We start from the raw sequence: 14,810 nt of genomic DNA, 5'->3' as shown, positions 1-14,810 counted from the left end.
ACTCGCGACCCTAACCTTGGCAAGGTTATGCTCTACCAACTGAGCTATTCCCGCTTTTTGGCGTCCCCTAGGGGACTCGAACCCCTGTTACCGCCGTGAAAGGGCGGTGTCCTAGGCCACTAGACGAAGGGGACCCGGACCATCTCACGTTTTCATCCACTTTTTCAAGTTGATGTCTGCGTCAGAAGTGGGGCGCATTCTAGGGACAGGTGCCGTTTGTGTCAACACTTTTAATTCTTTTTTTATCGGAGTGGAAACAAGCACTTAGCGCTTTTCTTCTGCAAGCAATACACAAATTCTGACGCCATTTTTTTCGGTGCTATACTTGATGCATCAATCTGCCCAGCATTTAACCGATAAGGCTTTTAAACCATCATGTCCGCCTATGTTATCGCCATAGTATTTCTATTATTGATCTTGCTGGCAGGCTATTTATTTCTATCGCACTCCATTGAAAAGCGCCGCAACCAACGTCAGCGGGTGATTACTGCGCTGCGCGCTCGGCGAAATGCGTTTCGCGATCTTGCCACCGGTTTTCCAACAGGCTTTTTATCTCACGATTTAACTGCCCTCCTCTATCGCGCATTGGTTGATTGCTGTGAGCAGCTATCCATCCTCGAACCAAAAGATCCAACCCACGCCGAGCAATCAAACCTCTACACAAATCTATTATCAACTCATAAGGAAGGTAGCCAGCAACCTAAGGTTCGCCTGGATAACCCAAAGCAAATAAAAGAGGCTGGCCAACTGCTGCAAGAGCTGCACAAATTTGTGCTGCAACAATCAGCGTCCAAGGTGATTAATCAGGTCCAAACCGACGCCTACACAGATCAAATCAAAAGACTCGTGCTGCAAATGTCTGTCGATGGACATATCTTCAATGCGCGTCAATCGCAACAAGTAGGAAAAATAAAGCTGGCAGTGCACTACTACACCCTTGCACGAAAAGCCCTCGCTGCCGAAAACAATGGGCATGGGTTTGATAAACAAATCACCCAGCTGGATACTGTCATTGCTAAATTGCAAGAAAAGGCCGATGCGATGCCAGAGGGTGCAGAGAATAAAGATGCCGCCGCAACACAAAACAAATCTTCCGCTGAAGGTGGTAGCAGTAAAGAATGGAAACAGTTCAATGAAGAAAATGACAAGTGGAAGAAGAAACAAATTTATGATTAATCGACAGGCATTTCACACCTGAAGCAACTGCCGATTAACTATCGATTGATGGAGCCTTACAGCGTTAATTACCCAAACGATTAGTAAACTGCCCTACCGCATTAACCACCCGTTGTGCACTCTCCTGAATTTCTACAATCACGTCACCCGCATCACCCGCCAGCTCCAAGCCCTTCTGGGCCTGCTGTTTTCCACCATCGATAGTAGACACAGCTTGCTCAGCAAGCTTCTGGTTTTGCGATACCACGTCGACAATTTCTTTTGTCGCTTGGCTGGTGCGCAAGGCCAATTGACGCACCTCGTCAGCAACGACAGAAAAGCCGCGCCCTTGGTCGCCCGCGCGAGCTGCTTCAATCGCCGCGTTTAGCGCAAGCAAGTTGGTTTGGTCCGCAATGCTACTGATGCTTTTGATGATGGTACCGATAATTTGCGATTGCTTATCAAGCGCCGATATCCCCTCTGCCGCCAAATCCATTTGATGAGCAAGATCACGCATAACATTAACGGTTTGTTGAACAACATTACTGCCCTTTTGTGCACTGGAATCTGTTGTCTGCGACGCTTTAAAGGCAATCTCTGCCGCCTCAGCAACAGCCAACTCATGATTCACCTGATCAGTGATGATGGTTGCAAACTTCACCACCTTATAAAGGTTGCCGTAAGCATCGATTATCGGATTGTACGATGCTTCCAGCCACACGACACGACCGCGACTATCAATACGCTTAAACCGATCAGCAATAAATTCACCGCGTTTTAGCTTCTCCCAAAAAGCTTGGTAAGCCGACGAGTTGTACTCCTCTGGTTCGCAGAACATGCGGTGATGTTTGTTTTGGATTTGCTCAATGCTGTATCCCATTGACTTAAGGAAACGATCATTGGCCGTAAGTACAATACCGGCCAGATCAAACTCAATCACCGCTGTAGAACGTTGCAGCGCAGAGATAATATTTTCATGCTCGCGCGAGGTTTCAATGGTGCAGGTTAAATCACTACCGTAAACGGAGATATATTTAATACGCCCCCTGCTATCCCTAACCGGCTGGATAATTACGCGCAACCAAGCTTCTTTTTTCGATCCACGAAAAATTTGCACGGCACCGGCCCAATGCTCGCCCTGCTTGATGGCCGTACTCATGCGTACAAAATGCTCGGAACTTTTAGCGTGCGCAGGGACCATATCCGTTAAATAACGGCCGACGATTTCGTCCCGGCGATACCCCAGCTCCTTTTCGAAGTTGGCGTTTACAGATTCAACTACCCCTTTCGGGTCAAGATAAAGGGCAAGCATTTCACTTTCCAAGCTTTCCCGGACTTGCTGCAGCGAAGACAATTCGTCACGTGCACCATCCAGCTCTTGCTTTAACCCTTTATTGAAAATAACCATTGCTAATATCCTGTTTTAAGCGTCTACGAAGTCTTCGGCCAAGATAGAATTTACTTTAAATCAAATCCTGACATTTGCCACTTTAGCCGCTTAAAACACCATGGAATTGCTACGCAACGGATGATTTCCAAATATCAACGAATGGCTTAACAACCACTTGTTACAGCCTGATGAATAAGCCTACAAATTGAAGGGATTTAAGCTGTGCAGAAAGGAATAAATAGGAGGGAGTTACGGGTCAAGGGAACACCGGAAATCCATATGAATTTCCGGTGCCGTATATCTACCTTATTACACTGAATATTTAGTGACGTAAGAGTGCGTCCAACTTATCCACGGCAACACACCAGTCTGAATCCTGATGCCAACTCTCGCGCAAAAATTGCCGCTGCCCATCTGTCCAGAATTCAGCTTCTGGCAAGGTCACATTTTCCGGTAACGAATGAGTTTTAACAAAACGTGCAATCGCTAAATTACTATTTGCCAAACCCAACTGGGTAAATAATTCCGGTAACTCAATAGTGGTGATTTGCATGGCAATTCCTCCGTATCTATTTGATATAGGCTCACTCTTTATTGAGCCCTTATAAGGTAGAGCCTATGGAAAAGGAATAAGTTCCCTGTACCAATATGAGAGCCCTCCAGAGCGCAACCTTTATTCACAATCATTATTGGACGTTTTCTACTAAGCGCTTTCACTAATAGCAGATACAGACACGTCGGCTAAACACACCAATGAACAAGGTGAATAAGCGTCCGATTTACTCTATCCTCTGAAATGAAACTCTTATTATCGACAGCCCTGAAGCGAGACTTGAACATGAGTAACCCCCAACGAGATATTACCCTTCGCTTTCTGGCAGAACCACAGGATGTAAACTTCGGCGGCAAGGTTCACGGTGGTGCCGTAATGAAATGGATCGACTTGGCAGCCTACGCCTGTTCAGCCGGCTGGAGCAGCCGCTATTGCGTGACGGCCTATGCAGGCGGGATTCGTTTTGTATCACCTATCCACGTTGGCAATCTGGTCGAAGTTGCCGCAAAGATTATTTACACCGGCAAGTCCTCCATGCATATCGCTATTGAAGTAAATGCCTGTGATCCAAAATCACTCAATCGACGCCTTACCACCCACTGTATTGTCATCATGGTTGCCGTAGACGAATCCGGCCAGCCGGTAAAAGTCCCGGAGTGGATTCCGCAAACAGAGGAAGACAAACAGCAACATGGAACAGCAATTAAGCTGATGGAGATGCGCAGAAAAATTGGCGAGGAGATGGAAATATTTATTTAGCTGGAAACACGTTATTAAATACTCATTGTGCAGCCCGAACCAAGTCGGGATGCACAATGAGTGAATGTTAGCCCTGCTCTTTTTTCGCGGCTTTGATGCTGACAGCTTCGCCATTGCTAATGCCATCGGGTGGATTGTCGATCACTTTGTCTTGCGCCAACAATCCATTGATCTCCAATGACTTACCCAAATCGCGCGTGATACTGATAGGCTTGAGCGTCACCTTACTGTCTTTTCCCACGGTTGCCACTTGCAAACCCGCTGCATTAAAAATTAATGCACTTGCAGGAATACTCAAGGCTTCTTCAGCGCTTTGCACCGCAAAACTTACGCGGGCATAACTACCAGGCAATAGCTCACCTGATGAATTATCCAGCGTTAATTGCAAACGCGCAGTGCTGGTTCCCACATCAATCGCACCCGATGATGCAGCAACAGTGGCTTTAAAAGTTTTGCCTTGATGCTCGGGAACAGTAATGTTTGCTTCATCGCCATTCTTGATAATCGATGAATAACTTTGTGGCACATTCACATATAAACGCAATTTGCTCGCATCTGAAATAGTAAACAACGGCGGGCTCGCGCTGCTGCCGATATTAATCAACGCCCCTATATCCGTATTACGCTCAGTCACAATTCCATCAAAAGGTGCAGTGATGCGAGCAAAACGTTTGTTGACCTGTAAACGTTCAAAGTTTGCTTTGGTCGACTGGTACTGCGCTTGTTTCGCTTCAAAGTCACTCGCACGATTTTCATATTCCTGTTCCGAGATGACTTTGCTTGCCAACAAGGATTGCATCCGCTTGAGCGTAGATTCTGACAATCCCAAATTGGCTTTCGCGCTTTCCATATCAGCGCGCGCTTGCAGCAATTGCTGATCGAGATCCGGCGTTTCAATTTCACCCAGCACCTGCCCTGCATTTACCGTCGCACCAATATCCACCTGCCAGCTTTTTAAATAACCTGGCACGCGCGCATAAATAGGCGCAGTAGCAAAAGCTTCAAAACGACCAGGTAATTCCAACAAACGGTTTGCATCACTTTTCGCAGGCGTGACGATTGCAACCGTAGTAATTGCTTGCTCCGCCGTCCACTCATCTAAATTTTTACTGCTGTATGCACGCACTGATAAACCAAATGCAACTAGTGCGATGGCAACAACACCAACAACAATGCCACTGGTGCGCAAAGTGCGATTTGTTTCTGATGACTTAGGCATGTACTTCTCCACTGATAACGTCTCTCTCGCCCGAATGCTGATAACGGGCATGAATAATACTGAACACCACTGGTACAAAAACCAAAGTGGTAACTGTCGCAAATAACAATCCGCCGATCACAGCACGACCTAGCGGTGCATTTTGTTCGCCGCCTTCACCAAGCCCAAGTGCCATAGGCGCCATACCGATAATCATCGCCAGCGCGGTCATTCATACCGGACGAAAACGCATATAACCTGCTTCGATTGCCGCAGCGGTAGCATCCTGTAGCTCTTCAAGTTTTGTACGCGCAAAACTGATTACCAATACGCTGTTTGCAGTGGCCACTCCCATACACATAATCGCACCGGTTAATGCCGGTACCGAGAGTGGCGTAAAGGTGACAAACAATATCCAGATAATTCCCGCAATCGCAGCCGGCAATGCGCTGATCACGACAAACGGATCACTCCATGATTGGAAATTAATAACCAGCAATAAATAAATCAACACAATTGCCCCCAGCAAACCAAACAACAAACCGCTGAAAGATTTTTCCATAGTGGATATTTGCCCGAGCAAATTAACTGTTGAACCTTTCGGCACATCCGCTTCAGTTTCTTTCAGAATTTTCCGGATATCCGCAGCGACTGCACCCAAATCGCGATCCTGGGTTGCCATGTGAATTTGCACCATGGTTTGAATATCGTATTGACTGATAACACCTGGAGCCATACCGCGCCCAATAGTAGCGAGACCACCTAATTGCATGCTGCCATCGCTCGTGGTGCTATTAATTGGCAAATTTTCCAGCGCGGGCAATGAGTCGAGTAGATACTGCGGTGTTTGCATCACAATCGGGTAAGACACACTGTTAGCTGGGTTGAGCCAGAAGGTTGGCGCCGCTTGGCTGCTACCACTCAGGTTTACCACCATATTATTAGTAACATCGCGAATAGTGAGGCCCATTTCTTGCGCGCGAGTGCGATCAACATCCACTCTCAGCACTGGCGATTGACGTGTCTGTTGAATACGCGCATCAGCCACGCCGGGAACTTCACGAATCCGTTTCAGCAAAGCTGCAGCGTAATCAAAATTACCATTCAAATTATTGCCACGAATCTGCACATCAATAGGTGCCGGTGAACCGAAATTCAAAATCTGGCTAACAATATCGGACGGCGGAAAACTAAATGTCGCACCGGGAAATTCCTTGGGCAACACTTCACGCAACCGTTTCACATAATCCGCCGTCGGCTTGTGGTGCGGCGCCAATGCAATTTGAATATCACCATCTTGCGAACCAATTACACCAGTATTGCTAAAGGTCAGACTGATCGAGCTGTTGGGCATGCCGATGTTATCTACCATTGTCACAATTTCATCTTTGGGAATAATGCGCCGAACGGTTTCCTGAATCTCGGCAAACTTGATAGCAGAATCTTCAAGCCGTGTACCAATTGGTAAACGCACTTTCATCAGGATTTGACCACCATCCACTGCAGGGAAAAAATTACGCCCAAGAGTGGGAATCAATGCAAAGGACAACACCACAAACGCCATAAAGACGATAACAAAACTTTTACGCTGAACAATCGCTGCTTCCAGAATATTGCGATAGCCATGACGAAAGTGTTCGAAGCGTGATTCAAAACTGCGTTGGAATCGCACCAGCGCATTTGATGATGGTTTTGCATTACCCTCTTCATCCAAATGCGAGGAATGCGGCTTGAGCAAATAATTCGCCATCGCCGGCACCAGTGTGCGCGATAAAATAAACGAGGTTACCATTGCAAAAATTACCGCTTCCGCCATAGGCACAAACAAAAAGCGCGGTACACCTTCAAGGAAAAACATCGGCACAAACACAATACAAATACACAATAGCGAAACAAATGCCGGCGTTACGATTTGCGCGGCACCATCCATAATGGATTTCTCAACTTCTTTGCCCTGCTCAAGATGCCAGTTAATGTTTTCAATCGTTACAGTCGCATCATCGACGAGAATCCCTACCGCCAGCGCCAAACCACCGAGCGTCATAATATTCAGGGTTTCGCCAAATGCGTAGAGCGCGGCAATCGCACCTAAAATAGATAATGGAATCGAGGTAGCAATAATAGTGGTAGAACGCCAACTGCCGAGGAATAGCAAAATCATCAAGCTGGTCAGCACCGCAGCAATAACACCTTCCGCCGCAACGCCTTTAATGGCAGCACGCACAAAAACGGACTGATCATTGATAGGAACTGTCTGCAAGTTCTCCGGCAAACCGGGTTTTAGTTCTATCAGTTTTGCTTTGACGCCCTCAACGATATCGAGCGTGGATGTTGTGCCGATTTTCAACACCGACATCAACACCGATTTAGTCCCATCCACGTGCACAATATTGGTTTGCGGCGGATTACCATCGCGAACAGTAGCCACATCGCGAATATAAACTGCGGCTCCATCGACGATTTTAATCGGCAGATTGGCAAGATCATCGAGTGTTACAGCAGCGTTATTTAATTGCAGGGTGTATTCACGGTCACCAATTTTTTGCGTGCCCACCGGCGTAATTAAATTTTGTGCAGCCAAGGCATTAGCCACATCAATTGATGACAACCCGCGCGCTTGAATCGCTTGTGGGTTTAAATCAATTTGAATCTGCCGGCTCTTACCTCCGTAAGGCCAGGGAACCGATGCACCGGGCACAGTAACCAGCCGAACGCGTAGCGTATTGAAACCCAAATCACCCAACTCCTGTTCCGACAAGCCTTGCCCCGATAACGCAATTTGCAGAATCGGCACAGTAGACGCGTCATAATTCAGGATAATGGGTGGCGTAGTACCAACAGGTAATTGCCGCAACATGGTTTGTGCTACCGCCGTCACCTGGGCGTTTGCCATAGCAACATCAACACCGGGCTGAAAGAAAATTTTCACAATTCCGTAACCGGCGTAAGACGTCGCTTCAATGTGCTCGATATCATTTACGGTAGTGGTGAGAATGCGCTGAAAGGTCGTGGTAATCCGCCCCGCCATTTGATCGGCAGGCATGCCATTGTATTGCCACGCCACAGAGACAACAGGAATACGGATGTTTGGAAAAATATCTGTCGGCATACGCAGTGCCGAAAGTGTTCCAATAATTAATAAAAAGATTGCCAACACCGCGCAGGTATATGGCCGCTTGAGCGCGAGCTTAACGATTTGAAGCATTGAAATACCCACAGATGAAAACGCCAGGCAACATTTTCCTAAAAATTTTTGCTGCCTTAAGCCATCAAAATATAAAAATGTATGTCAGTGTATCCATCCGCTAGAATCACATCGTAAGTAACTACTGTTAAAAGCCTCCCCCAAAAAAAAAGGAAATCCTACTTACGAAGTCCTTAAAATAAAACCTTATTGCAAATGCCATACCCATCAAAGAAATAAAAAAGCCCTTTATTAAGGCTCGGGTTAAAAAATTTTTAAAAAAAAGTACCCTCCAACTAAAATTAAGCTGCGCCATTACTAACAGATTTAATTCTGTCGAACATTAGTATTTACATTTCATAATTTGCGAGCGAGCTGAAATACCAGAACGCCTTTTTAGGCTCTCGCATTGCTTAACACTTCCCCATACTGATGCACACATTTCAACAAAATACTTGCATCTCCTGATTGCACAGCAACACCTGATGCACCAAAATGCACACAATCGGACAGCGCCGTGTTTACTACATCTCCCTGAGCTTTAAATAGGCATAGCGCGAGTTAAACCTGCATCAGCATCTGTTAATATTCAAACAATAAATTTTGGAACCCTGCTATGACCCAAGCAACCGCAAACCCGTCGCTCAAGACCAAACAGAAAAAAGATGCCCGGGACATTCGCGCAGAAGCATTAAAGATCGCCAACACGATAAAAACGGAAGGTCAGACACCGGTGGAGACCAAAGCAATCGCCAACGGTATCCAGCGCGGAATGGAGATTTTTTTGCGTCAGCAAAGTGAGAAAACACGGGATTTGGATAAACGCGTTAAAAAGGTAAAGCAGCTTTCGACCCGATTAGCGCAACAAAAACCCGAGGATGAAAAAGAAGAACCGCAAAATACCCCACCACAATCCCGCCTACCCTGGATCTTGCTCGCACTGTCGTGGGGTTTATTTGTCGTTATCGCGCTAGCCAAAACATTACTTTGAACTACGCAACCTAAGGAAATCTAATCGCCCCTATGAAAAAGGCCGCAATGCAAACCTGCCATATGCAATAAATCCACATAGAACTACGACCACCAGCCAATAACCGATAGATCCCATATTGGCATTGCCTGACAACAGTTCGAAGGTACAAAACACCAGCATAATGACTGCAATACAAATAGCAGCAAGTGGAACCAGTACAACCGTGGGCTTATAGAATGCAGGTACTATTAAACACAGAGCACATAACAATTCGAAACTGGCGAGAGTAATCCAGGCGCTCGCCGGAATGGCTTTCAGTGAAGGCATGGTTTGCTCTGCAGTATGAGAAAATTTCCATACGGCGCCCATAATGGTATGCAGTGCGAGAAGGACTTGCAAAATCCATAAAAAAATATTCATAGGTTAACTCCACTATTATTGTCGATGATTTGAATATCAAAATTTTTCAAGGTGTTTTTTTCCATAACGATATCAATAGCGGTGATCCTTCCATCGTTAACCACAAAACAAAACGTCACGACGGTTTTTCCTTTCATACCCCAAGTGGCTCCAGCCAGTCCATTAACAAGTGAGAGCTGAGCGCCTTGTGCACTGCCCTTCAATGTATTGGCCACAGCCTCGGCACCATTGATCTCGTGTTTAAATTGCGGCGCACCTCTATCTTTATTTGCAGTAGAAACTTTAATTGCAGTTTCATCTGCACGCAGTACAACATCAGGATGTAACAACTGGATCAGCGCCTCAAAATCACCTTGTCGCGATGCCAACATAAAAGCAGCTACAACTTCCTGTTGGCGATTTGTATCCTTACTTGGCATAGTGGCACCGCGAACACATCGACGTGCACGACTGGCAAGTTGTCGTGTTGCAGATTCCGTACGTTCAATAATCGGGGCGATTTGATCAAACGGTAAATCGAATAAATCATGCAGCACAAATGCAATTCGCTCGGTGGCAGTGAGCTTATCCAACACCAGTAGCAATGCAGGCCCAATTGCATCAGCGACTAAAAACTTTTCCTCCCAATCGTTTGCGCTCTCTTCGGGAAGCTCAACCAAAATCTCCTCGAACGAATCCTCGCGCGCGGCTTTGCGCGAGCGAAGCATATCGAGACAAACTCTGGATACGACAGTTGTGAGCCATCCACCGAGATTATCAATGCTTTCCGAATCAGACCGATTTAATCTGATCCATGCTTCCTGCACCGCATCCTCCGCCTCACTGCGCGAGCCCAACATACGGTAGGCCACCGCCTGCAAGTGGTTCCTCGTCGCTTCAAAATGTGTTGTCAACCACTCGTTCTTTTCCATACTAGTCTCAAGCCTTGCCTGTCATTCTTGTGTTTTTGGGTAAGTTACAACAATGACGAACCTGCCCCATAAAGTGTGACAAGAAATTTAAAAATATTTTGTGGATGCCGGAAATTGGTGATCCACCACTCAAGATATAGAGGAGAAAATCTCAAAAAAAATATTCTGGATAAAACAAAGGCGACCTATTGGTCGCCTTTTCTGATGCATCAATGTTGGTCTATTGGCTCCTCGGTGCTGTTTATCGTTTAGCCAAGTCTTTGGACAAAGCAAAAGCGGCGAGCAGCGTTAACATACCCGCTACAGAAATGTAGTAACCAACAAACGACAAGCCATAACTGGTACCCAGCCAATTCGCGATCGCCGGTGTTAAGGACGCGCCAATAATTCCCGCCAGATTAAAACTGAGCGATGCGCCGGTGTAGCGTACTTCTGTTGGATAAATTTCGGCGAGTGCTGTGCCCACCGGCCCGTAAGTTAAACCCATAACGGCAAATCCTACCGACAGCGCAATTAATACCCCAATGCTGGAACCAGAACTTAACAGGAAGGAAAAACTTAATCCGAAGATGGCGACCGCGATACCAGAAATCATCATCATCGCACGGCGACCGATTCGATCAGCAATAAGCGCCGAAAAGCATATCGCAAACATGAGCACAAACACCGCATATAACTGCAAAATCAAAAAGTCTTCGCGGGTGTAGCCCAACTTGCTGGTTCCCCAGCCCAACGAAAATACAGTCGTAATATAAAATACTGCAAAGGATGCTATCGCCAAAAAGGCGCCTAATATCAATACACGTGTGTGCTGCGTCATTACATTAAGCATGGGAACACGCACACGCTTATCGGTTTCAATCGCCTCTTTGAATGCAGGTGTTTCCTCCAAACTCAAACGCACATACAAGCCGACAATCACCAACAACGCACTCGCCACAAACGGAATCCGCCAGCCCCAACTAAAAAAATCCGCTTCGCTTAGATTATGCGTTAGCAACAAAAAAACGCCGGTAGAAAAGAAAAAACCGATGGGTGCACCCAGCTGCGGAAACATGCCATACCAGGCACGCTTTTTCTCCGGTGCATTCTCAATCGCCAACAACACCGCCCCACCCCACTCGCCACCCAAACCTATACCCTGACCGACACGGCACAGACACAATAGCAGCGTCGCCGCAATCCCGATGGATTCATAAGTCGGCAATAAACCAATACACACGGTGGATATACCCATCGTCATCAACGCCGCCACCAAGGTCGCCTTGCGCCCGATACGATCCCCATAGTGTCCAAACAACGCCGACCCAATCGGCCGCGCAAAAAACGCGAGCGCAAAGGTTGCAAGCGATTGCAATGCCGCAGTAGTTGCATCCCCTTCCGGGAAAAATAACTTGGGAAACACCAGCACAGCGGCGGTGGCATAAATGTAAAAGTCGAAAAACTCGATAGTCGTGCCGATCAGGCTGGCAAAGAGTACGCGAAAGGGTGAGTTAGATTTTTGCATGGGGTTCACTGGGTTATTTTTGTTGTTGGGCTTTGGTGGTGATAAAGAACAGCATTATATCTCCCTGATAAGCAACTACCAACAATGATAACCTGAAAGCAATAAACTGACCGTTAGGTTATCAACAACAATCCATCGAGCCCATTGCGAATAATATGAGTTGCACAGACATAACCAGCAATAGTGATACTTTTTTGTTAGTATTCCCCAAAACAAAATACGTCCACTAGCTAGGAACATCCATGGAAATTCGTGCACACCTTTGCTTCGCCCTACTTAGCATATGCTTTTGTCAGTCGATCACAATGGACGCTCTGGCGGCAGACACTCAGCCCGCAAAATCTAATTCAAGCAACAACACAGCAAACCTAAAGGCTGTAGATATACAGCCCACAAACACCAATACAAGCAACGATACGGCAAGTAAAGACGACCTAAACGCGCAAAAGGAGCTATTTCAACTGCAATTGGATGCTAAAAAAGAGTTACTACAAAAAGATATAGAAGCACAATCAAAACGTATTGATTCATTCGAAAAGCGTATAGATGATCAAACAAGCAGGATCAGCGATATTGGATCAGGTATCGATAGATTTGGCTTACTCATTAGCTTGTTAGGTATTTCTATAACGGTAGTTATTGTTTTAGTGGGATTCTTAGGCTACAGAACAGCAAAAGCCGATGCAAAACAAACTGCCGAAGAAGTAGCCTCAAAATGGTTCGAGGATAATCATAAAAGTCTAAACTCCCGGATGGAAGAATTAGAAAGCAGAGCTACTCAAGCGAGTAAAAAAATTGATGATCACGAAGATATAGTTACGCAGAAATCAAATGAATTTAATGCAACAGTGAAAGCCTCTGAGAAAAAACTAAATGATCAAATGGAAATATTGCAACGCCAACTATCGCAGCCCAGCACAAGAAAAGAATTAGAGGAACAACCATTTAGAGACAATTCAGCTATTGAGCAAAAAGCCGAACAATTAAAACAATTACCAGAAACTGAATATAAATTTAATGATTGGAACACTCGCGCATTTGCAGCTTATAGCGAAGGAGAATACGAAGCAGCAATTTTTTATTGGGACAAAGCAATCAGCTCATCCGATATTCAACCGCAAAACCAAGCACAAATAATATTCAACAAGGGCGTCACATTAACCCGACTGAATCGCCATGAAGAAGCAATCGCAATCTATGATTTAATCATTACTAAATTTGGTGCTTCAACGGACTTGAACTTGCGCGAACTAGTTGCAATTTCCATGTTTAGCAAAGGCGCTAGATTAAACCAACTGAATCTCAACGAAGAAGCAATCGCAGTCTATGATGCAGTAACAACTGAATTTGGTACCGCAGATGAGTTGAACTTGAGTGAACTATTTGCAAATGCGATGTTTAACAAAGGAGTCACTTTAGGTCAGCTGAATCGTAGTGAAGAAGCAATAGCAGCTTATGAGGCTGTAATCAGTAAATTTAGTAGCGCAGTAGAATTGAACTTACGTGAACTAGTTGCAAGAGCTATGATTAACAAGGGCGTTACCTTAGCACGATTGAGTCGCAACGAAGAAGCAGTCGCAGCCTATGAGACGGTAATAACTAAATTTGGTACTGCAGAGGAATTGAGCTTTCGTGAAAAAGTTGCAAATGCCATGGCTAACAAAGGTATTGCCTTAACCCAACAGAATCGCAACGAAGAAGCAATTGCTGCCTTTGAGGCGATAATAACTAAATTTGGTACCGCAGAAGAATTGAACTTGCGTGAACCAGTTGCAAATACCATGGTTAACAAGGGCGTTACTCTAGACAAACTCAATCGCAACGAAGAAGCAATTGCAGCTTATGATGCAGTAATAATTAAATTTGGCACCGCAGAAGAATTGAATTTGCGTGAACCAGTTGCAAAAGCCATGAATAACAAAGGCGTTACTCTAGGTAAATTGAATCGTAACGAAGAAGCAATCGCAACTTATGATATAGCAATTACTCAATTTGGTACCGCAGAGGAATTGAGTTTACGTGAACAAGTTGCACAAGCCATAAATAACAAAGGCTTTAGCTTATTGTGCAAGGCAAAAGCCAATTGGGAAAATGTGCACTTAGCAAAAGAGCTGCTTATAAGCGCAAATAATACTTGCAATTTAGCCATATTGAAAAAATCTGGTAATGGTATAGCACATGGAAATTTAGCTTACATTACTTGGCTCCAGGGAGATGCTGTAGCCGCAGAACAACATTTTAAAACTGCCCTTGCTGCAGCAACAAATGGAGGAGAAAGCTTGTACAAAGCTACCCTAACTGATTTTGAGATTCACCCCATTGCACCTGATCAGGGCTTTAGAGAGCTGGTTGAAAAGTTATGGGCAGAATACCAGCGATCCCAGCACAGTTAATTCAATATACCTTTGAGATAATCGTACACCCAAATTCGGTGCGAATTGCTGGGTTTCGCCACAGCTAGGTCCAGCAAGACATTTGCTACGCAACCTCACGAGGCTTGAGTGCATCGCGCGCAGCCAAACAAGCGATCAATTTTGGACTTAAATTACAAAAACAAAAAACCCGCTTATCTTGCGATAAGCGGGTTTTTAATTTGGTGGAGCTAAGCGGGATCGAACCGCTGACCTCAACACTGCCAGTGTTGCGCTCTCCCAGCTGAGCTATAGCCCCAGATTCGTCGACATCCTGTCTCTGAGTGGCGCGCATTTTATGCAGCTGACCTCGGAGTGTCAAGCGAAAAGTGGGGCTTGCACTCCGGTT

At 45.6% G+C, this 14,810-nt stretch carries 10 protein-coding genes, 2 tRNA genes and 1 pseudogene; 4 read left to right on the top strand and 9 right to left on the bottom strand.

Annotation, left to right across the window (positions count from 1 at the left end):
• Positions 1-58: 58 nt before the first annotated feature.
• A tRNA-Glu gene (locus tag AAGC78_RS19860) sits at positions 59-134 on the bottom strand.
• A 241-nt stretch (positions 135-375) separates the two neighbouring features.
• Between AAGC78_RS19860 and AAGC78_RS19855 the strand changes: the two genes are divergently transcribed.
• Positions 376-1,176, top strand: a complete 801-nt coding sequence (locus AAGC78_RS19855; protein ID WP_435785846.1) for a hypothetical protein — start codon at positions 376-378, stop codon at positions 1,174-1,176.
• Between the two features lie 64 nt (positions 1,177-1,240).
• On the opposite strand, the gene AAGC78_RS19850 is transcribed toward AAGC78_RS19855, so the two are convergent.
• Together AAGC78_RS19850 and AAGC78_RS19845 are read right to left on the bottom strand one after the other, a co-directional pair.
• The gene (locus tag AAGC78_RS19850) at positions 1,241-2,563 is read right to left on the bottom strand and encodes a methyl-accepting chemotaxis protein (RefSeq protein ID WP_435785845.1); all 1,323 of its coding nucleotides are present in this window, start codon (positions 2,561-2,563) and stop codon (positions 1,241-1,243) included.
• Positions 2,564-2,867: 304 nt separating this feature from the next.
• Positions 2,868-3,098, bottom strand: a complete 231-nt coding sequence (locus AAGC78_RS19845) for a DUF2789 domain-containing protein (RefSeq protein WP_435785844.1) — start codon at positions 3,096-3,098, stop codon at positions 2,868-2,870.
• Between the two features lie 285 nt (positions 3,099-3,383).
• On the opposite strand from AAGC78_RS19845, the gene AAGC78_RS19840 reads away from it, so the two are divergent.
• Entirely contained in the window at positions 3,384-3,857 is a 474-nt protein-coding gene (locus AAGC78_RS19840) for an acyl-CoA thioesterase (protein ID WP_435785843.1), read from the top strand.
• Positions 3,858-3,924: 67 nt separating this feature from the next.
• Here the strand turns inward: AAGC78_RS19840 and AAGC78_RS19835 are convergent, their stop codons facing one another.
• Positions 3,925-5,076, bottom strand: a complete 1,152-nt coding sequence (locus tag AAGC78_RS19835; protein ID WP_435785842.1) for an efflux RND transporter periplasmic adaptor subunit — start codon at positions 5,074-5,076, stop codon at positions 3,925-3,927.
• Positions 5,069-8,260 (bottom strand): annotated as a pseudogene (locus AAGC78_RS19830) (efflux RND transporter permease subunit). The gene AAGC78_RS19835 and the pseudogene AAGC78_RS19830 overlap by 8 nt, the downstream one beginning before the upstream one ends.
• Positions 8,261-8,855: 595 nt before the next feature.
• Between AAGC78_RS19830 and AAGC78_RS19825 the strand changes: the two are divergent.
• Positions 8,856-9,230, top strand: a complete 375-nt coding sequence (locus tag AAGC78_RS19825; protein WP_435785841.1) for a DUF2956 family protein — start codon at positions 8,856-8,858, stop codon at positions 9,228-9,230.
• Positions 9,231-9,260: 30 nt separating this feature from the next.
• On the opposite strand, the gene AAGC78_RS19820 is transcribed toward AAGC78_RS19825, so the two are convergent.
• The 3 genes from AAGC78_RS19820 to AAGC78_RS19810 form a co-directional block, all read right to left on the bottom strand.
• The gene (locus AAGC78_RS19820) at positions 9,261-9,632 is read right to left on the bottom strand and encodes a DoxX family protein (RefSeq protein WP_435785840.1); all 372 of its coding nucleotides are present in this window, start codon (positions 9,630-9,632) and stop codon (positions 9,261-9,263) included.
• Positions 9,629-10,543 (bottom strand): sigma-70 family RNA polymerase sigma factor, encoded by a 915-nt coding sequence (locus tag AAGC78_RS19815; RefSeq protein WP_435785839.1) that lies wholly within the window; start codon positions 10,541-10,543, stop codon positions 9,629-9,631. Before AAGC78_RS19815 ends, AAGC78_RS19820 begins: the two co-directional genes overlap by 4 nt.
• A 241-nt stretch (positions 10,544-10,784) precedes the next feature.
• Entirely contained in the window at positions 10,785-12,050 is a 1,266-nt protein-coding gene (locus tag AAGC78_RS19810; protein ID WP_435785838.1) for an MFS transporter, read from the bottom strand.
• Between the two features lie 242 nt (positions 12,051-12,292).
• Between AAGC78_RS19810 and AAGC78_RS19805 the strand changes: the two genes are divergently transcribed.
• Positions 12,293-14,443 carry a tetratricopeptide repeat protein gene (locus tag AAGC78_RS19805; protein WP_435785837.1) on the top strand — a complete coding sequence of 717 codons (2,151 nt, stop codon included), beginning with the start codon at positions 12,293-12,295 and terminating at the stop codon, positions 14,441-14,443.
• Between the two features lie 201 nt (positions 14,444-14,644).
• On the opposite strand, the gene AAGC78_RS19800 is transcribed toward AAGC78_RS19805, so the two are convergent.
• Positions 14,645-14,720: transfer RNA gene (locus AAGC78_RS19800), tRNA-Ala, on the bottom strand.
• Positions 14,721-14,810: the final 90 nt, after the last annotated feature.

The organism is Cellvibrio sp. (assembly GCF_039207905.1).
Classification (GTDB): domain Bacteria; phylum Pseudomonadota; class Gammaproteobacteria; order Pseudomonadales; family Cellvibrionaceae; genus Cellvibrio.
The sequence above is the reverse complement of the archived record's forward strand: the minus strand, read 5'-3'. Positions and strand labels throughout refer to the sequence as shown.

Coding starts and splice junctions, on each gene's coding strand:
- AAGC78_RS19855 (WP_435785846.1), top strand. CDS start 376: ATGTCCGCCTATGTTATCGCCATAGTATTTCTATTATTGATCTTGCTG.
- AAGC78_RS19850 (WP_435785845.1), bottom strand. CDS start 2,563: ATGGTTATTTTCAATAAAGGGTTAAAGCAAGAGCTGGATGGTGCACGT.
- AAGC78_RS19845 (WP_435785844.1), bottom strand. CDS start 3,098: ATGCAAATCACCACTATTGAGTTACCGGAATTATTTACCCAGTTGGGT.
- AAGC78_RS19840 (WP_435785843.1), top strand. CDS start 3,384: ATGAGTAACCCCCAACGAGATATTACCCTTCGCTTTCTGGCAGAACCA.
- AAGC78_RS19835 (WP_435785842.1), bottom strand. CDS start 5,076: ATGCCTAAGTCATCAGAAACAAATCGCACTTTGCGCACCAGTGGCATT.
- AAGC78_RS19825 (WP_435785841.1), top strand. CDS start 8,856: ATGACCCAAGCAACCGCAAACCCGTCGCTCAAGACCAAACAGAAAAAA.
- AAGC78_RS19820 (WP_435785840.1), bottom strand. CDS start 9,632: ATGAATATTTTTTTATGGATTTTGCAAGTCCTTCTCGCACTGCATACC.
- AAGC78_RS19815 (WP_435785839.1), bottom strand. CDS start 10,543: ATGGAAAAGAACGAGTGGTTGACAACACATTTTGAAGCGACGAGGAAC.
- AAGC78_RS19810 (WP_435785838.1), bottom strand. CDS start 12,050: ATGCAAAAATCTAACTCACCCTTTCGCGTACTCTTTGCCAGCCTGATC.
- AAGC78_RS19805 (WP_435785837.1), top strand. CDS start 12,293: ATGGAAATTCGTGCACACCTTTGCTTCGCCCTACTTAGCATATGCTTT.